Annotated in this window: 18 protein-coding genes and 1 pseudogene; 8 read left to right on the top strand and 11 right to left on the bottom strand. The window is 72.1% G+C overall.

Going from position 1 to position 23,400, the window contains the following annotated elements; all coding sequences use genetic code 11:
* Positions 1–247: 247 nt before the first annotated feature.
* Together SAM23877_RS19495 and bldG are read right to left on the bottom strand one after the other, a co-directional pair.
* Positions 248–679 carry an ATP-binding protein gene (locus SAM23877_RS19495; RefSeq protein WP_053134747.1) on the bottom strand — a complete coding sequence of 144 codons (432 nt, stop codon included), beginning with the start codon at positions 677–679 and terminating at the stop codon, positions 248–250.
* A gap of 106 nt (positions 680–785) precedes the next feature.
* Positions 786–1,127, bottom strand: a complete 342-nt coding sequence (bldG, locus tag SAM23877_RS19490; RefSeq protein ID WP_003975386.1) for an anti-sigma factor antagonist BldG — start codon at positions 1,125–1,127, stop codon at positions 786–788.
* Positions 1,128–1,209: 82 nt separating this feature from the next.
* Between bldG and SAM23877_RS19485 the strand changes: the two genes are divergently transcribed.
* Positions 1,210–3,675, top strand: a complete 2,466-nt coding sequence (locus SAM23877_RS19485; protein ID WP_053134744.1) for a DEAD/DEAH box helicase — start codon at positions 1,210–1,212, stop codon at positions 3,673–3,675.
* Between the two features lie 148 nt (positions 3,676–3,823).
* Here the strand turns inward: SAM23877_RS19485 and SAM23877_RS41335 are convergent.
* From SAM23877_RS41335 to ssd, 7 genes and pseudogenes are all read right to left on the bottom strand, one after another.
* Positions 3,824–4,189 (bottom strand): annotated as a pseudogene (locus tag SAM23877_RS41335) (Rv3654c family TadE-like protein); the annotation flags it as partial.
* A gap of 164 nt (positions 4,190–4,353) precedes the next feature.
* The gene (locus SAM23877_RS19475; RefSeq protein ID WP_053134742.1) at positions 4,354–4,683 is read right to left on the bottom strand and encodes a TadE family type IV pilus minor pilin; all 330 of its coding nucleotides are present in this window, start codon (positions 4,681–4,683) and stop codon (positions 4,354–4,356) included.
* A 118-nt stretch (positions 4,684–4,801) separates the two neighbouring features.
* Positions 4,802–5,029, bottom strand: coding sequence for a DUF4244 domain-containing protein (locus SAM23877_RS37585; protein ID WP_079030309.1), 228 nt, complete (start codon positions 5,027–5,029; stop codon positions 4,802–4,804).
* A gap of 228 nt (positions 5,030–5,257) precedes the next feature.
* Positions 5,258–6,055 (bottom strand): type II secretion system F family protein, encoded by a 798-nt coding sequence (locus SAM23877_RS19470; protein ID WP_053134739.1) that lies wholly within the window; start codon positions 6,053–6,055, stop codon positions 5,258–5,260.
* Positions 6,052–6,942 (bottom strand): type II secretion system F family protein, encoded by an 891-nt coding sequence (locus SAM23877_RS19465; RefSeq protein WP_053134736.1) that lies wholly within the window; start codon positions 6,940–6,942, stop codon positions 6,052–6,054. Before SAM23877_RS19465 ends, SAM23877_RS19470 begins: the two co-directional genes overlap by 4 nt.
* Positions 6,939–8,108: a TadA family conjugal transfer-associated ATPase gene (locus tag SAM23877_RS19460; RefSeq protein ID WP_053134733.1), complete on the bottom strand. Its 1,170-nt coding sequence runs from the start codon at positions 8,106–8,108 to the stop codon at positions 6,939–6,941. Before SAM23877_RS19460 ends, SAM23877_RS19465 begins: the two co-directional genes overlap by 4 nt.
* A 644-nt stretch (positions 8,109–8,752) precedes the next feature.
* Positions 8,753–9,889, bottom strand: coding sequence for a septum site-determining protein Ssd (ssd, locus tag SAM23877_RS19455; protein ID WP_053134731.1), 1,137 nt, complete (start codon positions 9,887–9,889; stop codon positions 8,753–8,755).
* A 719-nt stretch (positions 9,890–10,608) separates the two neighbouring features.
* On the opposite strand from ssd, the gene SAM23877_RS19450 reads away from it, so the two are divergent.
* Complete coding sequence (locus SAM23877_RS19450) at positions 10,609–11,454, top strand: HAD family hydrolase (protein ID WP_053134728.1); 846 nt, start codon at positions 10,609–10,611, stop codon at positions 11,452–11,454.
* A gap of 377 nt (positions 11,455–11,831) precedes the next feature.
* Here the strand turns inward: SAM23877_RS19450 and SAM23877_RS19445 are convergent, their stop codons facing one another.
* Positions 11,832–12,656 (bottom strand): Fic family protein, encoded by an 825-nt coding sequence (locus SAM23877_RS19445; protein WP_053134725.1) that lies wholly within the window; start codon positions 12,654–12,656, stop codon positions 11,832–11,834.
* 111 nt (positions 12,657–12,767) lie between these two features.
* Between SAM23877_RS19445 and SAM23877_RS19440 the strand changes: the two genes are divergently transcribed.
* Positions 12,768–13,748 (top strand): ATP-binding protein, encoded by a 981-nt coding sequence (locus SAM23877_RS19440; RefSeq protein ID WP_053134722.1) that lies wholly within the window; start codon positions 12,768–12,770, stop codon positions 13,746–13,748.
* A gap of 44 nt (positions 13,749–13,792) precedes the next feature.
* Here the strand turns inward: SAM23877_RS19440 and SAM23877_RS19435 are convergent, their stop codons facing one another.
* Positions 13,793–15,076, bottom strand: a complete 1,284-nt coding sequence (locus SAM23877_RS19435) for a polysaccharide deacetylase family protein (RefSeq protein WP_053134719.1) — start codon at positions 15,074–15,076, stop codon at positions 13,793–13,795.
* Between the two features lie 378 nt (positions 15,077–15,454).
* On the opposite strand from SAM23877_RS19435, the gene SAM23877_RS19430 reads away from it, so the two are divergent.
* The 5 genes from SAM23877_RS19430 (at position 15,455) to SAM23877_RS19410 (ending at position 23,340) form a co-directional block, all read left to right on the top strand.
* Complete coding sequence (locus SAM23877_RS19430; RefSeq protein WP_053134716.1) at positions 15,455–17,950, top strand: bifunctional SulP family inorganic anion transporter/carbonic anhydrase; 2,496 nt, start codon at positions 15,455–15,457, stop codon at positions 17,948–17,950.
* Between the two features lie 218 nt (positions 17,951–18,168).
* Complete coding sequence (acs, locus tag SAM23877_RS19425) at positions 18,169–20,124, top strand: acetate--CoA ligase (protein WP_053142651.1); 1,956 nt, start codon at positions 18,169–18,171, stop codon at positions 20,122–20,124.
* Between the two features lie 215 nt (positions 20,125–20,339).
* Positions 20,340–21,764, top strand: coding sequence for a Na+/H+ antiporter NhaA (nhaA, locus tag SAM23877_RS19420; RefSeq protein WP_053134714.1), 1,425 nt, complete (start codon positions 20,340–20,342; stop codon positions 21,762–21,764).
* Between the two features lie 137 nt (positions 21,765–21,901).
* A complete protein-coding gene (locus tag SAM23877_RS19415; protein WP_053142649.1) occupies positions 21,902–22,390 on the top strand; it encodes a phage holin family protein in 489 nt (162 codons plus the stop codon).
* Positions 22,387–23,340, top strand: a complete 954-nt coding sequence (locus SAM23877_RS19410) for an alpha/beta fold hydrolase (RefSeq protein ID WP_053134711.1) — start codon at positions 22,387–22,389, stop codon at positions 23,338–23,340. Before SAM23877_RS19415 ends, SAM23877_RS19410 begins: the two co-directional genes overlap by 4 nt.
* Positions 23,341–23,400 lie beyond the last annotated feature (60 nt).

Here is a 23,400-nt window from a genome sequence, read left to right as displayed (position 1 = left end):
AATATCTTGTCAACCACAAGGAGCCCGGAAGTAGTAATGCCCTTCCGGCATTAAATCCGTGATCCTTCTCCGCGGGATTGATCGTGGATTGCCCGCGGATTGCCCGAACTATTGATCGTGAACGAATTCACTTGGCGTGCGCTCGGGACCACTGTAAGCGTGGGAATCCTCGCCCGCACACGACGAAGGGCCCTACGGGGTAGGGCCCTTCGGGTGAACTCCGATGGCTGCGGGGACCGCGGCAGTGTCAGACCGGCGGCAGCACCGCGGGCGCGGTCGGCCAGGTCATGCGGATCAGGCCGCCGTCCTCACCGGCCGTGACCTCGACGTCGTCGACGAGCCCACTGATCACCGCGAGCCCCATCTCGTCCTCCTCGGCCTCCGGGTCACCCCCGGCGGCGCCCCGGGTTCCGGCCCCGGACACCGCGTGCGGCGCCTCGTCGCCGACCTCGATGGAGAACTGCTTCTCCTCCTCGATCAGCGACACCTTGACCGGCGCCGTGATGCCGACGTTCTGATGCAGGCCCACGGCCCGGGTGCAGGCCTCACCGACGGCGAGCCTGACCTCGTCGAGGACGGCCTCGTCCACTCCGGCCCTGCGTGCCACCGCGGCCGCCACGAGACGGGCGGTGCGGACATGCTCGGGCAGCGCGCTGAAACGGAGTTCAACGGTGGCCATGCATCCCCCTCGGAACTACGGGCGTGCTGTCGAGGGCCCGGACCGCTGACGGCCCGGACCCCCTTGTACTCAAGTCGTCCCGGGCCCACCGGCCCGGAACAGGTCGTCAGTCGGTGGCCGCCACCGCTTCCTCGACCGAGGTGTGAATGGGGAACACCTTGGTGAGGCCGGTGATACGGAAGATCTTGAGAATGCGCTCCTGGTTGCAGACCAGGCGCAGCGAGCCCTCATGGGCACGCACCCGCTTCAGTCCGCCGACCAGCACGCCGAGCCCGGTGGAGTCGAGGAAGTCCACGCCCTCCATGTCGACGACGAGGTGGAAACTCCCGTCGTTCACGAGCTCGACCAGCTGCTCACGCAGCTTGGGCGCGGTGTATACGTCAATTTCGCCACCGACCTCGACGACCGTACGATCGCCGACGGTACGGGTCGACAGGGACAGGTCCACGGATCCTCCAGCACCTTGCTATCGAGCGGTCGCCCTTCGGGACACCTCGGCTTGAAGCCCCCAGGACGGTTCGCCAGCCGCGATGGCATTCAATCACTTACCGGCAGGCGTGCACGACGCCTTGGTCCCATTGTCCGTCACGCCAGTGACAGACTCGGTGCCGATGGCCAAGAATCTCCGATCCGATCGATCCCCGGCTGGGCCCGGCTCCCGGCCCGAACCAGGCACGATCCTGACCCGGCTCGCCGCGGGGCCGAACCGGGCTGCGCGCATCACTCATACGGAGCACTTGCCCCCGCGTCCGGGCCGTCATGCCGTCTGGCCGGACCGGATTCGCCCCGAGGTCGTCGCCGCGGTGCAGGCCGCGGGCATCGAACACCCCTGGGCCCACCAGGCGACGGCGGCCGAGCACGCGCTGGACGGCGACTCGGTGGTCGTGGCCACCGGTACCGCCTCCGGCAAGTCCCTGGCGTATCTGGTGCCGGTGCTGTCGGCGCTCCTGGACGGCTCGGAGGCCCTGAACGGACGGGGCGCCACCGCCCTCTACCTGGCTCCGACCAAGGCGCTGGCCGCCGACCAGTGCCGGTCCGTGAAGGAACTTTCACAACCTCTGGGCACATCAGTTCGGGCAGCCGTGTACGACGGCGACACGCCGGTCGAGGAACGCGAGTGGATCCGCCAGTACGGCACGTACGTGCTGACCAACCCGGACATGCTGCACCGCGGCATCCTGCCGTCCCACCCCCGCTGGTCCTCCTTCCTGAAGTCGTTGAAGTACGTCGTCATCGACGAGTGCCACACCTACCGCGGCGTCTTCGGCTCCCATGTCGCCCAGGTGCTGCGCAGATTGCGCCGCCTGTGCGTCCGCTACGGCGCGTCGCCGGTGTTCCTGCTCGCCTCCGCCACCGCCGCGGAGCCCGCGGTGGCGGCCCGCCGGCTCACCGGGCTCCCGGTGGTCGAGGTCGCCGACGACGCCTCACCCCGTGGTGAACTGGTGTTCGCCCTGTGGGAACCGCCGCTGACCGACATGGAGGGTGAGAAGGGCGCGCCCGTGCGCCGCACCGCCACCGCCGAGGCCGCCGACCTGCTGACCGATCTCACCGTGCAGGGCCTGCGGTCGATCACCTTCGTCCGTTCCCGGCGTGGCGCCGAGCTGATCTCGGTGATCGCCCAGGAACGCCTCGCCGAGGTCGACCGCTCGCTGTCCCGGCGGGTGGCCGCCTACCGCGGCGGCTACCTCCCCGAGGAGCGCCGCGCCCTGGAACGTGCCCTGCACTCCGGTGAACTCCTCGGCCTCGCGGCGACGAACGCCCTCGAACTCGGCCTGGACATCTCCGGCCTGGACGCCGTGGTGATCGCCGGCTATCCGGGCACACGGGCCTCGCTGTGGCAGCAGGCGGGCCGCGCGGGCCGTTCCGGGCAGGGGGCCCTCGCGGTGCTGGTCGCCCGCGACGACCCGTTGGACACCTTCCTCGTCCACCACCCGGAGGCCCTGTTCGACCAGCCCGTGGAGTCCACGGTCCTCGACCCCGACAACCCGTACGTCCTCGCCCCCCACCTGTGCGCGGCGGCGGCCGAGCTCCCCCTGACCGAGGAGGACCTGCCCCTCTTCGGCCCCGCCTGCGAGGAGCTGCTCCCCCAGCTGGAGGAGGCCAGGCTGCTGCGCCGCCGGACCCGCGCCTGGCACTGGACGCGCCGGGAACGGGCCGCCGACCTCACCGACATCCGCGGAGAGGGCGGCCGTCCGGTCCAGGTCGTCGAGGCCGGGACCGGGCGCCTGCTGGGCACCGTCGACGCCGGCGCCGCCCACACGACGGTCCACGAGGGCGCCGTCCACCTCCACCAGGGCCGCACGTACCTCGTCCGCACCCTCGACCTGGAGGACTCCGTCGCCCTGGTCGAACAGGCCACGCCGACGTACTCCACGGTGGCCCGCGACACGACGGCGATCTCCGTCCTGGAGACCGACACCGAGGTCCCGTGGGGCGCTGGGCGCCTGTGCTACGGCTCCGTCGAGGTCACCAACCAAGTGGTCTCCTTCCTGCGCCGGCGCCTCATCACCGGCGAGGTGCTGGGCGAGACGAAGCTCGACCTCCCTCCCCGGACCCTGCGCACGCGCGCGGTGTGGTGGACGGTCACCGAGGACCAGCTGGACGCGGCCCGGATCAACCCGGAGATCCTCGGCGGGGCCCTGCACGCCGCCGAGCACGCCTCGATCGGCATGCTGCCCCTGTTCGCGACCTGCGACCGCTGGGACATCGGCGGCGTGTCGGTCCCCCTGCACCCGGACACGCTGCTGCCGACGGTCTTCGTGTACGACGGCCATCCCGGCGGCGCGGGCTTCGCCGAGCGCGCCTTCCACACGGCTCGCGACTGGCTCACGGCCACCCGGGAGGCCATCGCCTCCTGCGAGTGCGAGGCCGGTTGCCCCTCCTGCATCCAGTCCCCCAAGTGCGGCAACGGCAACGATCCCCTGCACAAGCGGGGAGCCGTACGGCTGCTCACGGTGCTGCTGCGGGGGGCGGAGACGACGGACGCCGGACCGTGAAACCGGCCGGGTCGGCGGGGCCTCCGGGGCCCGGTCCCCCGTCACCACCACCGCCACCGCCCTCGTCCCCGGGGCCGTCCCCGGGGTCGGGGGATACCGTCGTCGGGCTCCCGACCACCGGGCTGCCCGTCGGCGGTTCCTCCGTCGACGGGGCCCTCGGCACAGGAGCAGCCGCCTCGGACGCCGGGCCGGCCCTCGCCCGGACCTCCGCCGCGAACAGCCCACGGCCCGACGACGCCGTCACGTCCGAGACCTGGCCGGTGAGCACGCACCGCACCAACCGCGTGCCCTGCGCCCGTGCGACCCGCTCCGCCCGGACGCAGGCCGCGGTTCCGCCCAGAGCCCAGTGGTCCGCCGCCGCGAGCGCCGCCATGTCGGCACCGCCGGCCGCGCGATGCCGGGCCACGACGGCTTGCCCCAGGGCCAGCACGATGCCGAACACCAGGCAGAGAACGGCGATGGCACCGACGCTCCACACCGTGGCGGACCCCTGGTCGGTCCCGGCGACCTCGCCCCCGGCCCCCGGGCGGGGGCGGGGGCCCGGATCGCGGCCAGGACGAGGGCGCTTGCCAGGACGAGGACCAGAAGCCCGGCCCGAGCCGAGACGGAGGCCGGCAACGGGGGCCCGGTCCCAGCGGGGGCCCGGGGCTGTCATCCGTCGGGGCGCGGCGATGTCCTTCACGGCTCCGCCCCCACTGTCTGCTCCACCGATGCCACCGCTTCCTCCCGCACTTCGAAGGGCAGGCCGTGCAAGGCCGGTGGCTCGGCGACGACGACCACGCGGGCCCTGCCCGCCTCCCGGTCGACGGTGACCCTCGCCCCGCGCGGTGCCGCCTCTCTGGTGACCTCCAGGACCGCGTCGGCCGGGTCCTGGCGAGCGGCCGCACGGGCGCCCGTGCGGGCAGCGTCCACGCACTGGATCTGCGCGGCGACCACGAGCAGCCCCCACACCAGCGCCATCGCGAACACCACCAGCACCGGAAGCACCACGGCCGTCTCGGCCGTCACGAACCCCCTGTCGGAACCCGAGCCCGGACCCCTCCCCGACCCGCTCCTCCAACCGTTCCTCGAGCGGCTGTCGAGGTCGCCGCGGGCGGCGCCGCGCGATCCCGTCCTCGCCGCCCGTTCACATCCGCGCATCGAGGGCCTGCTTCACGATGCCCTGCAGCTCCGCGCTGACCGCGCCGCTCGTGACCACCTTGTAGAGCACCACGGCGAAGGCCACCGCCGCGACGATCCCCATCGCGTACTCGGACGTGACCATCCCTGCGTCCCTTCGCCCAGCCCGCCGAAGCCACGTCGTGCGTACCGCGCCCATCAGGACACTCAGCCGTGCCCGTACCACCTGATACATCGCAACCCCCGTAAGGTTCTGGTTCGTTGTTCTCGTCGCCGGTCCGTCGTTCTTCTCGCCGGTCGGTCGTTCTCGTCGTTGATCCGTTGTTCTCGTCGTTGACCCGTTGTTCTCGTCGTTGACCCGTTGTTCTCGTCGTTGATCCGTTGTTCTCGTCGCGGGCTTCGTCCGCCACGAGCGCCGGCTCCTCACCGGACCGCCGCCGCGCCTGGCCCCGCCCCCGCCCCGTCAGCGCCCACCTCCCCCGTCTCCCAGGACCCCGCCCGCGAGCCCGATCACCACCGGCAGTACGCCCACCGCGATGAAGGCGGGCAGGAAGCACAGCCCCACCGGGGCGGTCACCAGGACGGCCGCGCGGCGGGCCCGGGTCGTCATGGCGCGGGACCGGTCGGCACGGGCCTGGGCGGCGAGTCGAGCGACCGGACCGGCTGCGGGCAGACCGGACACATCGGCCCGTTCGAGCAGCCGCGCCAGGGGCCCGGAGCCCGGCAGCGCGGCCAACGCACGCCAGGCGCCGTCCGGTTCACCGCCCAGCCGCACCTCAGCGGCACCCCGTCCCAAGGCCTCGCCGACGGGCCCGCCGAGGGCCTCGCCCACCGCCTGGGCCGCGGCCACCGGCCCGGCACCCGCCGCGATGCAGGCGGCCAGCAGGTCGGCCGCCAGAGGAAGTTGCCTCGCGGCCTCCGCGGCAACGGTCTCCGCCTCGGCCGTGCCGGCGGCCGACCGTCGAGTGCGCCAACGCCACATCCCTGCCGCCCCGACCACGCCCACCACGACGCCGGCCACGCCCCCGACCAGGGCCCAACCGGCACCCACCACGCCCGCCACGGGCAGCCAGTCGCGAGCGGCGCCCAGCACCGCGGGGCCTCGCGGGGCGGCGCGGACCGGTCGGGCGGCCAGCAGCCCGGCCAGTCGCCTACGCACCCTCCGCCGCCGTCGGCCGGTCACGAATCCGCGCGCGAGCCACCCGGCGGCCAGCAACATCCCCACCACCGCCCCCAGCCTGTGGACGACGTCCCCGTTCACGACGCCGCCTCCGCTCCCCGTACGATCCGCGCCACCCACCACACGCCCAGGCACTCCAGGACTCCGCCGGCCAGCAGACAGCCCAGCCCGGCTCCCGTGTGCAGCAGGACGTGCAGCGGGTCGGAACCGAGGGCGACGCCGAGCAGCAGACCGAGGACCGGCAGGCCCGCGAGCATCACCGCCGTGGCGCGGGCACCGGCCAACTGGGCCCGCAGGTCGCAGCGCTGGTCCCGCTCGGCGCGCAGGGCGCCCTCCAGCCGGTCGAGGCCGGCCGCGAGCCCGGCACCCTGGTCGACGGCGACCCGCCAGCACGCCGCGAGCCCTCGCAACCCCTCGGCGCCCGGTTGCCGCGCCGCCGCCGCGAGCGCCCCCGGGACGTCCCCGCCGAAGCGGGCCGCCGCCAGCACCGCCGCCCGTGCCTCGCCGAGTCCTCCGGAGTCGTGTGCGGCACACAGCAGCGCCTCGCCCGGCTGCTGCCCCGTACGCACCTCCCCGGCGAGCGCGCCGCACAGCGCGATCACCGCGTCCCGGCGGCTCTCCCTGGCCCGCCTCGCCCGTGCCGCGAGCCGTGTCCGTCGCAGTACCGGCACCCCGGCCGCCCCCGCGATGACCGGCAGCACGGAGTCGCCCAGCACCGCCAGCACCAGTCCGGCCGCCAGTGACCACCACTCGGGCCTCAGCCGGGCGCGGAGACGCCGCAACCCGTCCGTCGCCCGGCGCACCGGCGGCGGCCCGGTACCGACCGCCCCGCCGCCGGCGGCGAGCACCAGCCGCGCACGCCGCACCCCGGTGTGCCATCCGCTGCCCACCGGCCATGCCGCCGCCGCCAAGAGCGCCAGGGCCACGCCTGTCGACAGTCCACCCGTCTCCGTCCCCGTCCCCGTCACCTGCGGGCCTCCTCTCCAAGAGATCGCGTCTCGAGTCCGTCACCCCGCAGCAGCTCCCGCAGCCGCTCCCAGCCGCGCTCGGCCACGAAGGCCTCCGCGCCCCACCGCAACGCCGGAACCGTCCGCACCAGCCCCGACGGCTCGCGCTCCAGTACGTGCACCTCGGCGATCCGGCGCCGTCCCGTCCGGTCCCGCGCCAGGTGCAGGACCACCGACAGGGCCGCCGCCAGCTGACTGTGCAGAGCCGCCCGGTCCAGCCCGGCGGCCGTGCCGAGCGCCTCCAGCCGGGCCGGTACGTCGGCGGCGGCATTGGCGTGCACCGTCCCGCAACCGCTGTGACCGGTGTTCAGCGCGGCCAGCAGGTGGACCACCTCGGGGCCGCGCACCTCGCCGACCACCAGCCGGTCCGGTCGCATGCGCAGCGCCTGCCGCACCAGGTCCTCCAGGGTGACCAGGCCCGCGGCCTCCTGGTTGGCGGGTCTGGTCTCCAGACCGACGACGTGCGGATGATCGGGCCTCAGTTCCGCCGAGTCCTCGGCGAGCACGATGCGTTCGTCCGGGCCGACGAGCCCGAGCAGCGCGCTCAGCAGGGTCGTCTTGCCGCTGCCGGTGCCGCCGCTGACGAGGAAGGACAGCCGGGCCCGCAGCAGCGCGCGCAGGACGCGGTCACCGCCGGGCGGTACGGTGCCCGCGGCCACCAGTTCGTCGAGCGTGAACGCGCGCGGCCGCACCACCCGCAGCGACAGGCACGTGCAGCCGACGGCGACCGGGGGCAGCACCGCGTGCAGCCGGGTGCCGTCGGGCAGCCGGGCGTCCACCCAGGGGCGGGCGTCGTCGAGCCGGCGACCGGCGACCGTGGCGAGGCGCTGCGCGAGCCGTCGCACCGCACCGGCGTCCGGGAAGGCGACCGGTGTCAGTTCCAGCCCGCCGCCCCGGTCCACCCAGACCCGGTCCGGGGCGGAGACCAGCACGTCGGTCACCGACGGATCGGCGAGCAGCGGTTCCAGGGGTCCGCTGCCGACGAGCTCCGACCTCAGTTGTTCGGCGGCGCCCAGGATCTCCGCGTCCCCGAGCACCCGCCCCTGCTCACGCAGCGCCTGCGCCACGCGTGCGGGCGTCGGCTCCGCCCCGCTCTCGGCAAGCCACCGCCGTACGCCGTCGAGCATCCCCGAGGCAGGCCCCGGACCGCTCCCGAAGGCCTCCGCCGCAAACCGCCCGGACGCCGTTCCCTCGGACCGCCCGGACGCCGATTCCGCCGCACGGCGTCCGCTGACCGACCCCGGGCCCGGCACGGCGACCGATCCCGGGCTCCGCACGACGACCGGCCCCGAATCCCGCCCGACGACCGACCTCCCGCCCCGCCCAGCGGTCGAGCCCGCACCCCACTCAGCAGCAGTTCCCGAGCCCCGCCCGACGGCTGACCCCGAGCCCCGCCCGACGACCGGCTCCGCGTACCGCCCAGCAATCGAACCCATGCCACCCGGCCCAGCAACCGGACCCAAGCCCTGCCCGACGACCGCCCCCAAGCCCCGCCCGCCGACCGACTCCAAGACCGACCCCGCAGTCTCCCCAGGCCCCGCTCCCGCGGCTGCCCGTGCGGCCCAGCCCGGGACCGCGCGCGCGGTCGGCCGCCCGTCGGGTGGTCCCACAGCCCGGCCGGTCAGAACTCCTCCCACGACCCGGCCGCTCTGACCTCCCCCTGCGGCCCGGCCCCCGGAAGTCGCCGGATCACCGCCCGACGGCCGCACACCGGCAGGCCCCGGCGCCGTCGTCGGGCGATCCCCTCGACCGAGCGCGTCCGCCGACACCTTCATGCCGTCCCACCGCCCGTCTCCACCAGCGCCCGCTCCCAGAACTCCCGGCAGAAGCGCGCCAGCGGTCCGCGCGCGGACGCGCCCGGAGGACGCCTGCTGTCGGTGGCGCGCAGGAGGCCCGGTTCGACGGGGACCTCGCCGACCAGGGGGAGGCCGAGCAGCCCGGCCACCTCGCGGTCGTCGAGTCCGGAGTCGTACGGTCCGCGTACCGCGACGCGCAGGTCGGGCAGGACCATGCCGACCGTGGCTGCCACCCGGCCGGCGGCGGCGACGGCCCGCAGTTCGGCCGGGACGACGAGGAGCCCGACGTCGAGCTGGGCGAGGACCTCGGCGACTCCGTCGTCGATGCGGCGCGGCAGGTCGACGACGACTGTGCCGCCCCTGCGCCGGGCAGCGGCCAGCACCGCCCGCACGGCCTGGGGAGGCACCGTCACGCAGTCCCCCCGGTCCCAGCTGAGCACCCGCAACGAGTGCAGCTCGGGCAGTGACTCCTCCAGGGCGCCGCCGCCGACCCGCCCGCGCGAGGCCGCGAACGCGGGCCACCTCAGCCCCTCGGCCGTCTCGCCGCCGAGGAGGACGTCCAGGCCGCCGCCCAGCGGATCGGCGTCCACCAGGAGGCTGCGCAGCCCTTCCCTGGCCGAGGTGACGGCGAGCGCGCAGGCCAGCGTGGACGCCCCGGCACCGCCCCGGCCGCCGATGACGCCGACGGTGAGAGCGGGCCGTCCGACGCCCTCGGCGACGTCGGCGATGCGGTCGACCAGCCACTGCTCACCGTCGGGCAGCATCAGGACGTGGTCGGCGCCGATCTCCACGGCCCGCTGCCATACCCCCGAGTCGTCCTGGTCGCGGCCCACGAGGACCACTCCTCGCCTCCGGACCGCCCCGCGGACGCGCCGTGCGGCGTCGTCGCCGACGAGGACCAGTGGTGCGGCCTCCCAGCTGCCCCACGGGCCGGACGCCGAGGGGATCGCGGGCGTCGCCGGCACCGAGTGGTGCACCTCCGGTGTGGCGCCCGCCGCCGCGCACAGGCGCAGCAGGTCGTCGAGGAGTTCCGTGTCCTCGGTGACGATCAGTGGCCCGCTCTGCCGCCCTCCGGCGGCGTACGGCGGGTCGTGGGTGATGGTTCCGGTCATGGTGTGTCCCCCGTCGTCGCGACTTCCGCGCTCGCGTCCGACATCTCGTGGTCTCTCGTGCGGCCCCTGCGGCCCCGCGGTCCCGGCCGAGTGGAAACCGGTGATCGGCCCCACCCGAACGGCGGATGGGGCGCCCGACTTCAACGCCCCACTCGAACGCCCGACTTCGACGCCCGGCTGCGACGCCCGACTTGAACAATCCACTCGAACGTCGACTTGGCCGTCGGTCGAACCCGGCCATACGCGTCCGGCAAACGGAACCGGCCGTGGAACTCGGCGCGGCCCGGACGCATGGGAATCACGGTGCAGTGATCCGGGAAATCGTGTGGATCTTGGTCAAAAACTGTGGACAACTCGACTGTTGTGAATATCGCCATCACTCGAACCAGTGAGCCCGCACACCCTCACTCGACCCCGTGCGCGACTTCCGCAGAGCAGCCCGACGACTACCCTGCGTAACAGTCATGCGCATGACAATACGCCTCCGCGATCCCGCCCTCACGCGACGCCTGAGGCCGAAGGAGGGAGGGAAAACGCATCCGGACATGCGACGACCCCCGCCGGGGGGGAGAGCGGGGGTCGTCTCCACGGCCGACTCGGGGGGGGAGGAGTCGGACCGGGTTAGCACGGTCGCGAACGATCCGTGACTTCCATGGTGTACCCGAGAGCCTTCTCAGGCAAACCCACGCGCCCCACCTTACGCCGAATGGGCTGCGCCTATGCTCAGGGTCGTGGAAAACCACTCCCTGCCCCACTCCATGCCCCGGACGGCGGCCTTCTTTGACCTGGACAAGACGGTCATTGCGAAGTCGAGCACACTCACGTTCAGCAAGTCCTTCTACCAAGGCGGTCTGATCAACCGCAGGGCCGTCCTGCGCACCGCATATGCCCAGTTCGTCTTCCTCGCGGGCGGGGCCGACCACGACCAGATGGAGCGGATGCGCCAGTACCTCTCCGCACTGTGCCGCGGCTGGAACGTCCAGCTGGTCAAGGAACTCGTCGCCGAGACCCTGCACGACCTGATCGACCCGATCATCTACGACGAGGCCGCCTCGCTCATCGAGGAGCACCACGCCGCCGGCCGTGACGTCGTGATCGTCTCCACGTCGGGCGCCGAGGTCGTCGAGCCGATCGGCGAGCTGCTCGGCGCGGACCGCGTGGTGGCGACCCGCATGATCGTGGGGCACGACGGTTGCTTCACGGGCGAGGTGGAGTACTACGCGTACGGGCCCACCAAGGCGGAGGCCATCCGGGAGCTGGCGGAGTCCGAGGGGTACGACCTGAAGCGCTGCTACGCCTACAGCGACTCGGTGACGGACCTGCCGATGCTGGAGTCCGTCGGCCACCCCCACGCGGTGAACCCGGACCGGGCGCTGCGCCGTGAGGCTCTCGCGCGCGAGTGGCCGATCCTCGATTTCCATCGCCCGGTACGGCTCAAGCAGCGGGTCCGGGGCTTCTCCGTGCCGCCGCGCCCGGCGCTCGTCGCCGCCGCCGCGGTAGGGGCCGCGGCGGCCACCGCGGGCCTCGTCTGGTACGCGAGCCGGCGACGGTCCACGGTGGCCTGACCCGCTGCCCGCCCTCCCGCGCGCTGCCCTCACGCGCGTACGGCAGTTCCGTCTCTTTCACCCGCGTATGAGCGCAAAAGTAAAGAAGTGCGGGCACCACTTCCGCTTGCTTCGACTCAGGAGTACAAAGGACTCAACGGCCCGCGAGACCAAGGACATCCGAAAGGATCACCTTAGGAACGCATTTGGCCCCACGGACCGAGCATGGACACCGGGCACCCACGCGACGTCGACCCGTCGATTACGGGCCAGCCGCACCAGGTGACGGGCGAAGTTCCCGACCTGATGGGCATATATCGAGGACGCCTGGTAACCCGGTGGTCATGCCAGCGGCGGTACGAATTCTCGTACCGCCGCATTTATGTGGGTCCCCGAGGTCACGCGGCCCCGCGCTGGAGCGCCTCGCACACCGCCGTCGACTCACGGGCCCCCAGTTCGACCGCCCGGCCGCAGTGGGCGATCCAGGCGGCCATGCCGTCCGGGGTACCGGAGACGTAGCCGTCCAGCGCCGCCAGGTAGGCCGCGCGCCCCAGCTCCGCATGGCCGACCTCGGCCGGGCAGACCGACTTCGGGTCCAAGCCGCTGTTGATCAGCACGATGCGCTCGGCCGCGCGCGCGACCAGGCCGTTGTTCGTGGTGAAGGGGCGCAGCGCCATGAGCTCGCCGTGCACGACGGCGGCCGTCACCAGCGCCGGCGCGGATCCGCCGGCCATGACCAGCCCGGCGAGCCCGTCCAGGCGGCCGTGCGTCTCCTCGGCGTCCGGCAACGGCAGCTCGACGAGCGGCTCGTCCACCGGCTCGCCCTCCTGTCGGGGCCGCCCCACCTGGTCGCCGTCGTCCGCGGCCGCCACCAGGTGCAGCCGGGCCAGCACCCGCAGCGGCGACTGGCGCCAGATGGACAGCAGCTGCCCCGCCTCGGCGGTCAGCCGAAGGGCCGCGCCGACCGCGCGCGCCTCGTCGTCACCACTGAAGTCGGAACGCCTGCGGACCTCTTCCAGAGCCCAGTCCGCCCCGGACAGCGCCGCAGAGCCACGGGCACCGCGCAGGGCCGCTTCGGAGGTGACGGCGTGGCTGCGGCGCCGCATGATCCGGTGACCGTAGACCCGGTCCACGGCCTTGCGTACGGACTCCACGGACTCGGCCACACCGGGCAGTGCGCCCAGGGCCGCGAGCGGATCGGCGGTCGCGCCTGTCGTACTCATGGGTACGACCCTACGCACCCCGGCGCGCCACCCCACGAACGAGTGGTCTTCTTCACGTACGGACAGGCTCTCGTGCCACGTACAGCTATCGCTCCACTACCCTTGGTGAACATGAAAATTGCTTTCGTCGGGAAGGGCGGCAGTGGCAAGACGACCCTGTCCTCCCTGTTCATCCGCCACCTCGCCGCCACCGGTGCGCCCGTCGTCGCGATCGACGCCGACATCAACCAGCACCTGGGTGCCGCGCTGGGCCTCGACGAGGCGGCGGCGGCCGGTCTGCCCGCGATGGGCGAGCACCTCCCGCTGATCAAGGACTACCTGCGCGGCACCAACCCGCGCATCGCCTCGGCCGAGAAGATGATCAAGACGACGCCCCCCGGGGAGGGTTCGCGCCTGCTGCGGGTGCGCGAGGACAACCCGGTCTACGACACCTGCGCCCGGCCGGTGGAACTCGACGGCGGAGCCGTCCGTCTGATGGTGACCGGACCCTTCACGGACGCCGACCTCGGAGTCGCCTGCTACCACTCCAAGACGGGAGCGGTGGAGTTGTGCCTGAACCACTTGGCCGACGGCCCCGACGAGTACGTCGTGGTCGACATGACCGCGGGTTCGGACTCCTTCGCCTCCGGCATGTTCACCCGCTTCGACCTCACGTTCCTGGTCGCCGAGCCGACCCGGAAGGGGGTCTCCGTCTACCGCCAGTACAAGGACTACGCCCGCGACTTCGGAGTCGCCCTGAAGGTCGTCGGCAACAAGGTCCAGGGTCCCGACGACCTCGATTTCCTGCACGAGCACGTCGGCGAGGACCTGTTGACGACCGTCGGGCACTCGGACTGGGTGCGCGCGATGGAGAAGGGCCGGCCGCCCCGGTTCGCGCTCCTGGAGGACGCCAACCGGGGGGCGCTGCGCGCTCTGCACGCGGCGGTCGAGGCGGCGTACGGGCTGCGGGACTGGGAGCGCTACACGCAGCAGATGATCCACTTCCATCTGAAGAACGCCCGGAGCTGGGGCGACGAGCGCACCGGGACCGACCTGGCGGCGCAGGTCGATCCAGGGTTCGTCCTCGGCGAGGGAGTCGTCGCTCCGGCGTGACGACTCCCTCGCGGCATCCCTCCGGACGGGTTGCCGCCGGACGGTTACCGCTGGGCGGCCGGCGCCCCGGGCACGCCCTTCGGCGCCGGCGCGGGGCCGGCCGACAGGAAGGAGGCCCAGCCCTTCTCGGGGGCCTCGCCGACGTCCAGTGTGCGCAGCTTCTTCAGGACCTTCGGGTCCTGGGCGTCCAGCCAGTCCACGAGCTGCCGGAAGGAGACGCAGCGCACCTCGTCCTTGGTGCACACCCCTTCGATGACCTCCTCGATGGCACGCATGTAGGTGCCGCCGTTCCATGACTCGAAGTGGTTGCCGATGATCAGGGGTGCGCGGTTGCCGTCGTAGGCCCGCTGGAATCCCTGGAGCAGGCCGTCGCGCATCTGGTCGCCCCAGAACTCGTGCTTGGCCGGATCACCCTGGGTCGTGGTGCCCGACTGGTTGACCATGAAGTTGTAGTCCATGGTGAGCTGCTCGAAGGTGTGCCCGGGGAACGGCACGAGCTGCATCGACACGTCCCACAGGCCCTGTTTCTTCTTCGGCCAGACCTGGTTGTTGACGCCGCTGCTGTCGTAGCGGAAGCCCATCTCGCCGGCGGCCTTCACGAAGTTCTTCTGGCCCTCCAGGCACGGGGTCCGGGCGCCGATCAACTCCTTGTCGTAGTCGAAGGGGAGGGGCGCGGCGTTCTTCATGCCCGTGTTGGTCTTCCAGGACTTGACGAACCGCTTGGCTTGACCGATCTCGTCCTTCCACTCCTCGACGGACCACTCGCCGACCCCGCCGCCGCTGCCGCAGAAGTGCCCGTTGAAGTGGGTGCCGATCTCGTTGCCCTCCTGCCAGGCGAGCCGTAGCTGCTTGACGGTCTCGGCGATGCCCTGCTCGTCGTTGAAGCCGATGTCGGAGCGGCCCGGGGAGTGCTGCGGCGGCCGGTAGAGGTCCCGGTCCTCCTCGGGCAGCAGGTACACGCCGCTCAGGAAGTAGGTCATCGTCGCGTTGTTCTCCTTGGCCACTTCGCGGAAGTGGGAGAACAGCCGCTGACTGTCCTCGCCCGCGCCGTCCCAGGAGAACACCACGAACTGCGGGGGCTTCTGCCCGGGCTTGAGACGTTCGGGCCGGGGCAGGTGTGGCTGGGCTCCGGTGTACGCGGTGGAGCCGTCACCGATCAGCCGGACCACGTTCCTGGGCGCCGGCGCCGGCTTTCCCTTCTCCTTGTGCGGACCGTTCGTCCCTTCACCGGAACCGGTGTCGCTGCCGATCGCGCAGCCGGCGAGCGACGCGGCGCAGATCGCGGCCGCGATCGCGGAGCGCGCGGCGATCCTGTGGGTGGCGGCCATGTTCCGCCCACCTTCTTCCTTCTCTCGGGCCAACGCCGACGAGGGCGATGTCGGGTGCTGAGCCGGGACATGCCGTCAGCGCCGTCAAGGTGGCACGAGACCGAGAAGGAATTAATACGACAAGCCGATGAAATGCTCGATTCACCCTGTAGAGCGACCTAATACTCCATTTGCGCGAAAAGTCTATGCCTCCTCTTTACTCTGAATTACGATCTGTTTACTGAGCGCAATCACCACGTGCTCACGGATGCTCGCCGAGTGCGCACCGAGCACTCGGCATCCCGCCGCTGTACGCCGTGACAAACGGCCGCGAATTGCCCCCGTCCGCGGGGGACCGTCCATGACCGCGACCGCGCAGCCCCGGAGGAGACGGGAAACATGTCAGCCTGCGTCCCCGCCCGTGCCGAATCGGCCCGGACCGAACACGTCCACCCACCGCACAGCCCGCCGCCCGGCGGACCCCGGCGCCTTCGCGTCGCGGGCGCCGACCTGTCGGCCTCGATCGCGGTCTTCCTGATCGCCCTGCCCCTCTCCCTGGGCATCGCCCTCGCCACCGGCGCCCCCCTCCAGGCCGGCCTCGTCGCGGCCGCGGTGGGCGGGATCGTCGCCGGATGGCTCGGTGGCTGCCCCTTGCAGGTCAGCGGCCCCGCCGCCGGCCTCACCGTGGTCACCGCCGACCTCATCCAGCGCTACGGATGGCGTACGACCTGCGCCATCACGGTGCTCGCCGGGCTCGCCCAGCTCGGCCTCGGCTGCCTGCGCGTGGCACGCTCCGCGCTGGCCGTCAGCCCCGCCATCGTGCACGGCATGCTCGCCGGCATCGGCGTCACCATCGCCGTCGCCCAGCTGCACATCGTCCTCGGCGGCACCCCGCAGAGCTCCGTCCCCGACAACCTGGTCGCGCTGCCCGCCCAGTTGGCGAACCTGCGCCCCGCCGACCTCGCGGTGAGCGCGCTGACACTGAGCCTGCTGCTGCTCTGGCCACGGGTGCCCGGCCGGGCCGGTCGGCTCCTGGGCAGACTCCCCGCCGCCCTGATCGCCGTCGCCGGCGCCACCGCGGTCGCGGCCTGCGCCGAACTCCGACTGCCCAAGGTCGACCTGCCGTCCTGGAGCAGCCACGCCCTGGCCACGCTGCCCGACGGTCCGGTGCTGGGTCTGCTCGCCGCCGTCCTGACCACCACGCTCGTGTGCAGTGTGCAGTCACTGCTCGGCGCGGTCGCCGTGGACAAGCTGGCCGCCGCCCGGCCGGGCCTGACCGGCCGCGTCAAGCGCTCCGACCTCGACCGGGAGCTGCTCGGGCAGGGCGCGGCCAACATCGTCTCCGGGTCGCTCGGCGGACTGCCCATCGCCGGTGTCGCCGTGCGCAGTTCCGCGAACGTGGCCGCGGGTGCCGTCAGCCGGAACTCCACGATGCTGCACGGCGTTCTCGTAGTGATCGCCGCACTGCTGATGGTCCCGGCCCTGGAGCTCATCCCGCTCGCCTCGCTCGCCTCCCTGGTCATGGCCGTCGGCCTGAAGATGGTGTCGCTGAACCACATCCGCACGGTGACCCGCCACCGTGAGGTGCTGGTCTACGCCGTCACCACCGGCGGCGTGGTCTTCCTGGGCGTCCTGCAGGGTGTCGCGCTGGGCATCGCCGTGGCCGTCGGTGTCGCCCTGCACCGCCTGACCCGCACGCGGATCACGCACGCCGAGACGGACGGAGTCCACCACGTACACGTCCGAGGCCAGTTGACGTTCCTCGCGGTGCCCCGGCTCAGCCGGGTCCTGCATCAGGTGCCCCATGGGGGGAGTGCCGTGGTGGAGCTGGACGGTTCCTTCATGGACCACGCGGCGTTCGAGACCCTCCAGGACTGGCAGAAGACGCACACCGCCCAGGGGGGTTCGGTCGACATCACCGGCCGCCGGCCCGGCACCCGCATCTCCGAACCGGCCGATGCCGAGGGCTGCCGCTGCCGCCCCTGGACGCCCTGGCGCAACCACCAGTGCGACGAACGCCCCCAGCACGCGGCGTCGCCGGTCGGCTCCGGCCGGCAGGGCCCTGCGGCCGGCACCGTCGATCCGGCGAACGGTCCGAGCCGACCGAACGGCCCCGGCGGACCGGACGGACCGGACGGATCCCACGCACCGGGTGGACCGGACGGCCGACCCGAGGCACCCGCCAGGTCCGACGGGTCCGGCAGATCCAGCGGACCGAGCGGCCCCAGCGGAGGCGAACTGGCCCGTGGCATCAGCGCGTTCCAGCGGAACACCGCACCCTTGATGCGTCCGGAGCTGGCCCGGCTGGCCCGTGAGGGGCAGCAGCCCTCCCAGCTCTTCCTGACCTGTGCCGACTCACGGGTGGTCACCTCGATGATCACTTCCAGTGGCCCCGGTGACCTCTTCGTCGTGCGCAATGTGGGCAACCTCGTACCGATGCCCGGCGAGGAGAGCGGCGACGACTCGGTGGCCGCCGCGATCGAGTACGCGGTGGACGTGCTGAAGGTGCGGTCCATCACGGTGTGCGGGCACTCCGGGTGCGGGGCCATGCAGGCGCTGCTGAGCGCCGAACCGGGAGGCGCGCAGACCCCGCTCAAGCGGTGGCTGCGGCACGGGCTGCCGAGCCTGGAGCGTATCCCCGAGGACGAGGACGCCTGGCCCCGGCTGGCCGGCCGCCGTCCCGCCGACGCGGCCGAGCAGCTCTGCCTGGCCAACGTCGTCCAGCAGTTGGAGCACCTGCGGGCCCACGACGCGGTCTCCCAGGCCTTGGAGGCGGGAGACCTGGAGCTGCAGGGCATGTACTTCCACGTGGGCGAGGCCCAGGCCTACCTGCTCGCCGAGGACGCCGGGGACGGCGTGTTCGAGCTGGTGCTGGAGACCGGCCTGACGGCCTGAAGGGCCGGAGAGCCGAGGCGCGGGGAGTGTGAGCGTCGTTACAGACGCTGAACCCCGCGCCGTCGGCGTCCGTGGGTACGAAATGACCACTGGTCACGAAGACGGGCGATCACCAGACAGGTCTAAACCAATTGCCCGTCGACCCTTGTCATCGGCCCCCCGGGTCTGATGAGGTGTGGCCTGGGACACAACGGACAACCCTGAGAATGGGAGATGTCGTGAGCAACGAAAGCCTGGCCAACCTCTTGAAGGAGGAGCGACGCTTCGCGCCGCCCGCTGACCTGGCCGCACACGCCAACGTCACGGCTGAGGCGTACGAACAGGCCAAGGCTGACAGGCTCGGCTTCTGGGCCGAGCAGGCCCGCCGGCTGACCTGGGCACAGGAACCGACCGAGACCCTGGACTGGTCGAACCCGCCGTTCGCCAAGTGGTTCCAGGACGGCAAGCTCAACGTCGCGTACAACTGCGTGGACCGGCACGTGGAGGCCGGGCACGGCGACCGCGTCGCCATCCACTTCGAGGGCGAGCCGGGCGACAGCCGCGCCCTCACCTACGCCGAGCTCAAGGACGAGGTCTCCAAGGCCGCCAACGCCCTGCTGGAGCTGGGCGTGCGCAAGGGCGACCGGGTCGCCGTCTACATGCCGATGATCCCGGAGACGGCGATCGCGATGCTGGCCTGCGCCCGGATCGGCGCCGCCCACTCGGTGGTCTTCGGCGGTTTCTCCGCGGACGCGCTCGCGACCCGCATCCAGGACGCCGACGCCCGCGTCGTCATCACCTCCGACGGCGGCTACCGCCGCGGCAAGCCCTCCGCGCTCAAGCCCGCCGTGGACGAGGCGGTCGAGCGCGCCGGCACCGTCGAGCACGTGCTCGTCGTCCGCCGCACCGGCCAGGACGTCGCCTGGGACGACTCCCGCGACAAGTGGTGGCACGAGACGGTCGACCGCCAGTCCGCGGAGCACACGCCGGAGGCGTTCGACGCCGAGAACCCGCTGTTCATCCTGTACACCTCCGGCACGACCGGTAAGCCCAAGGGCATCCTGCACACCTCCGGCGGCTACCTCACGCAGACGGCGTACACGCACTGGGCCGTCTTCGACCTCAAGCCGGAGACCGACGTGTACTGGTGCACCGCCGACGTCGGCTGGGTCACCGGGCACTCTTACATCGTCTACGGCCCGCTCGCCAACGGCGCGACGCAGGTCATGTACGAGGGCACCCCGGACACCCCGCACCAGGGCCGCTTCTGGGAGATCGTCCAGAAGTACGGCGTGACGATCCTCTACACCGCGCCCACCGCGATCCGGACGTTCATGAAGTGGGGTGACGACATCCCCGCGAAGTTCGACCTGTCGTCCCTGCGGGTCCTCGGCTCGGTCGGCGAGCCGATCAACCCCGAGGCCTGGATCTGGTACCGCAAGAACATCGGTGCCGACGTCACCCCAGTCGTCGACACCTGGTGGCAGACCGAGACCGGCGCGATGATGATCACGCCGCTGCCGGGCGTGACCGAGGCCAAGCCCGGCTCCGCCCAGCGCGCGCTGCCCGGCATCTCCGCCACCGTCGTCGACGACGAGGCCAACGAGGTGCCGAACGGCGGGGGCGGCTACCTGGTCCTCACCGAGCCGTGGCCGTCCATGCTGCGCACCATCTGGGGCGACGACCAGCGGTTCATCGACACGTACTGGTCGAGGTTCGAGGGCAAGTACTTCGCCGGCGACGGCGCCAAGAAGGACGACGACGGCGACATCTGGCTGCTCGGCCGCGTCGACGACGTGATGCTCGTCTCGGGCCACAACATCTCCACCACCGAGGTCGAGTCGGCCCTCGTCTCCCACCCCTCGGTCGCCGAGGCGGCCGTGGTCGGCGCGGCGGACGAGACCACCGGGCAGGCCATCGTGGCCTTCGTGATCCTGCGCGGCTCGGCCGCGGAGACCGAGGACCTCGTCGCCGACCTGCGCAACCACGTCGGCGCCACCCTCGGCCCGATCGCCAAGCCCAAGCGGGTCCTGCCGGTGGCGGAGCTGCCCAAGACCCGCTCCGGCAAGATCATGCGGCGCCTGCTGCGCGACGTGGCGGAGAACCGGCAGCTCGGGGACGTGACCACCCTGACCGACTCCACCGTCATGGACCTCATCCAGACGAAGCTTCCGGCGGCGCCCAGCGAGGACTGAACCACCGGCTCCCAGGGCACCCGGCGACCGATCCGCCGGGTGCCCTTTTCGTGCTGTTCAGCCCCATACCTACCGTCACGGAGATCACCCGGCACCACCGCCGCAGGTTGGGTAGGCTCAGGAACGCGTAAGAGAACCAACAAGATCCTCATGGTGCGCCGGGAAGTCTGGTCGGCAAGTGTTCCAGTGCTGCCCACAGACCGGAGGTCCACCCCGTGACCGCGCCCCGCACCCCCCGCAAAGCCTTCGGACGGCTGTCCCTGCCCGAGCGGACCTACGTCGCCGACGCGCTGCGCACCGAGACGGTCGGCGGTGTCCTGCTGCTCGTCGCCGCCGTCACCGCGCTGGTGTGGGCGAACGTACCGGCGCTCCAGGACAGCTACGAGAGCGTCAGCCACTTCCACTTCGGCCCCGAGGCCCTCGGTCTGAACCTGTCGGTCGCGCACTGGGCCGCCGACGGACTGCTCGCGATCTTCTTCTTCGTCGCCGGCATCGAACTCAAGCGAGAGCTGGTCGCCGGTGACCTCAAGGACCCGAAGGCCGCCGCGCTCCCGGTGGTGGCGGCCCTGTGCGGCATGGCCGCACCGGCGCTCGTCTACACGATCACCAGCAGCGCCGGGGGCGGGTCCCTGGCCGGCTGGGCCGTGCCCACCGCCACCGACATCGCCTTCGCGCTCGCCGTACTCGCCGTCATCGGCACGTCCCTGCCGAGCGCCCTGCGCGCCTTCCTGCTGACGCTCGCGGTCGTCGACGACCTGTTCGCGATCCTGATCATCGCGGTCTTCTTCACCGAGAGCTTGAACTTCGCCGCGCTCGGTGGCGCGGTCGTCGGCCTCGCCGTCTTCTGGCTGCTGCTGCGCAGGGGCGTGCGCGGCTGGTACGTGTACGTCCCGCTCGGCCTGGTGATCTGGGCGCTGATGTACAACAGCGGCGTCCACGCCACCATCGCCGGCGTCGCGATGGGCCTGATGCTGCGCTGCCACACCCGCGAGGGCGAGCGGCACTCCCCCGGCGAGCACATCGAGCACCTTGTACGTCCCCTGTCGGCGGGCCTGGCGGTGCCGCTGTTCGCGCTGTTCAGCGCGGGTGTCTCGCTGTCGGGCGGTGCGCTGGCCGACGTGTTCACCCGGCCGGAGACCCTCGGCGTGGTGCTCGGACTCGTCGTCGGCAAGACGCTCGGCATCTTCGGCGGCACCTGGCTGACGGCGCGTTTCACCAGGGCCTCGCTCAGTGACGATCTCGCGTGGGCCGACGTGTTCGCGGTGGCGACCCTGGCCGGCATCGGGTTCACCGTCTCTCTGCTCATCGGCGAGCTGGCCTTCGAGGACGACGCGGCGCTGACCGCCGAGGTCAAGGCCGCGGTCCTGACCGGTTCCCTCGTCGCGGCGCTCCTGGCCACGGTGCTGCTGAAGGTACGGAACGCCAAGTACCGGCGCATGACGGAGGCCGAGGAGCGCGACGAGGACCTCAGCGGGGTCCCGGACATCTACGAGCAGGACGACCCCGCGTACCACCTGCGCGTGGCCGCGATCTACGAGAGGAAGGCCGCCGAGCACCGCCGGATCGCCGAGGAGATGGAGTCGGCGCGGCTTGCCGAAGTACCGGGCGGGGCAGGCGATGAGGGCAGCGGTCCGGCATGATCTGACGAGACGGTACAAAAGACGGACCGTACGCGGTCGTGCCGCAGTGGACCAGCAGCGCGCGACAGCCACGGAAGCCGTCCGCAGACGAGCCAGCAGAACGTACGCAGATGAGCCAGGAGAAGAGGGAGACCGCGATGAGCGCACCCGACGGCAGCCCGGTCGGCACCGAACGCAGCATCGGCCAGCTGTTCGCCTCGGCGACCACCGAATTGTCGGCGCTCGTGCACGACGAGATCGCGCTGGCCAAGGCGCAGCTGAGGCAGGACGTCAAGCGCGGGGCGACGAGCGGCGGCGCGTTCTCGGCGGCCGGGGCGGTCCTCCTGTTCTCGCTGCCGATGCTGAGCTTCGCGCTCGCCTACGGCATCCGGACCTGGAGCGGCTGGAACATGGCGGTCTGCTTCCTGCTCTCCTTCGCGGCGAACGTCCTGGTCGCGGCACTCCTCGCGCTGATCGGCATCGTCTTCGCCAAGAAGGCCAAGAAGGGCAAGGGCCCGCAGAAGGTCGCCGCGTCCGTGAAGCAGTCGGCGGGCGTCCTGCAGAACGCCAAGCCGCACCCGCGGCCGGAGCTGCCCGCGGACCGGTCCCCCGAAGCCATCGAGGCTGTGGCACGCTCGTCCTCATGACGGATCCCGCCACTCCACCGGCGCAGCACCCCACCTCGGTCGTACGCCTCGGCATCCCCGGCGGCCACCAGGTGACCCACCGGGACGTCGCCGCCAACGGCGCTCGCTTCCACATCGCCGAGCTGGGTGACGGACCGCTGGTGCTGCTGCTGCACGGCTTCCCGCAGTTCTGGTGGAGCTGGCGGCACCAGCTGGTGGCGCTGGCGGACGCGGGTTTCCGCGCCGTCGCCATGGACCTGCGCGGCGTCGGCGGCAGCGACCGCACCCCGCGCGGCTACGACCCCGCCGGCCTCGCCCTCGACATCACCGGCGTGGTGCGCTCGCTCGGCGAGCCGGACGCCGCGCTGGTCGGCCACGACCTGGGCGGCTACCTGGCCTGGACGGCCGCCGCGATGCGGCCCAAGCTGGTGCGGCGGCTCGCGGTCTCGTCGATGCCGCACCCCCGGCGCTGGCGCTCGGCCATGCTCGGGGACGTCCGGCAGACCCGGGCCGGCTCCTACATCTGGGGCTTCCAGCGCCCCTGGATCCCGGAGCGTCAACTCACCGCCGACGACGGCGCGCTGGTCGGTCGGCTGATCCACGACTGGTCCGGGCCGCGGCCGTTGGACGAGGAGGCGGTGGACGCCTACCGGCGCGCCATGTGCATCCCCTCGACGGCGCACTGCTCCGTCGAGCCGTACCGCTGGATGGTGCGCTCCCTGGCGCGGCCCGACGGCATCCAGTTCTACCGCCGTATGAAGCGGCCGGTGCGGGTGCCGACGCTGCACCTGCACGGTTCGCTGGACCCCGTGATGCGGACGCGGAGCGCCGCCGGGTCCGGGCAGTACGTCGAAGCGCCCTACCGCTGGCGGCTGTTCGACGGGCTCGGCCACTTTCCTCACGAAGAGGACCCGGTCGCTTTCTCCACCGAACTGATCAATTGGCTGAAGGATCCCGAACCCGATCGGTGACCGAACGAACGCGCCCGGTACCCGAACCGGAACGCTTGTCGTACGAACGGCCACTTGCCC

Source organism: Streptomyces ambofaciens ATCC 23877 (assembly GCF_001267885.1).
Lineage (GTDB): Bacteria > Actinomycetota > Actinomycetes > Streptomycetales > Streptomycetaceae > Streptomyces > Streptomyces ambofaciens.
Note: the sequence above shows the minus strand (reverse complement) of the source record. Positions and strands in the feature narration are given on the sequence as shown.

What these genes read in the sequence shown, in the direction of transcription:
- SAM23877_RS37585 (WP_079030309.1), bottom strand. Translation starts at nt 5,029, where the DNA reads ATGTATCAGGTGGTACGGGCACGGCTGAGTGTCCTGATGGGCGCGGTA.
- SAM23877_RS19485 (WP_053134744.1), top strand. Translation starts at nt 1,210, where the DNA reads ATGGCATTCAATCACTTACCGGCAGGCGTGCACGACGCCTTGGTCCCA.
- ssd (WP_053134731.1), bottom strand. Translation starts at nt 9,889, where the DNA reads ATGACCGGAACCATCACCCACGACCCGCCGTACGCCGCCGGAGGGCGG.
- SAM23877_RS19415 (WP_053142649.1), top strand. Translation starts at nt 21,902, where the DNA reads ATGAGCGCACCCGACGGCAGCCCGGTCGGCACCGAACGCAGCATCGGC.
- SAM23877_RS19435 (WP_053134719.1), bottom strand. Translation starts at nt 15,076, where the DNA reads ATGGCCGCCACCCACAGGATCGCCGCGCGCTCCGCGATCGCGGCCGCG.
- SAM23877_RS19410 (WP_053134711.1), top strand. Translation starts at nt 22,387, where the DNA reads ATGACGGATCCCGCCACTCCACCGGCGCAGCACCCCACCTCGGTCGTA.
- SAM23877_RS19430 (WP_053134716.1), top strand. Translation starts at nt 15,455, where the DNA reads ATGTCAGCCTGCGTCCCCGCCCGTGCCGAATCGGCCCGGACCGAACAC.
- SAM23877_RS19495 (WP_053134747.1), bottom strand. Translation starts at nt 679, where the DNA reads ATGGCCACCGTTGAACTCCGTTTCAGCGCGCTGCCCGAGCATGTCCGC.
- SAM23877_RS19450 (WP_053134728.1), top strand. Translation starts at nt 10,609, where the DNA reads ATGCTCAGGGTCGTGGAAAACCACTCCCTGCCCCACTCCATGCCCCGG.
- SAM23877_RS19445 (WP_053134725.1), bottom strand. Translation starts at nt 12,656, where the DNA reads ATGAGTACGACAGGCGCGACCGCCGATCCGCTCGCGGCCCTGGGCGCA.
- SAM23877_RS19460 (WP_053134733.1), bottom strand. Translation starts at nt 8,108, where the DNA reads ATGCTCGACGGCGTACGGCGGTGGCTTGCCGAGAGCGGGGCGGAGCCG.
- SAM23877_RS19440 (WP_053134722.1), top strand. Translation starts at nt 12,768, where the DNA reads ATGAAAATTGCTTTCGTCGGGAAGGGCGGCAGTGGCAAGACGACCCTG.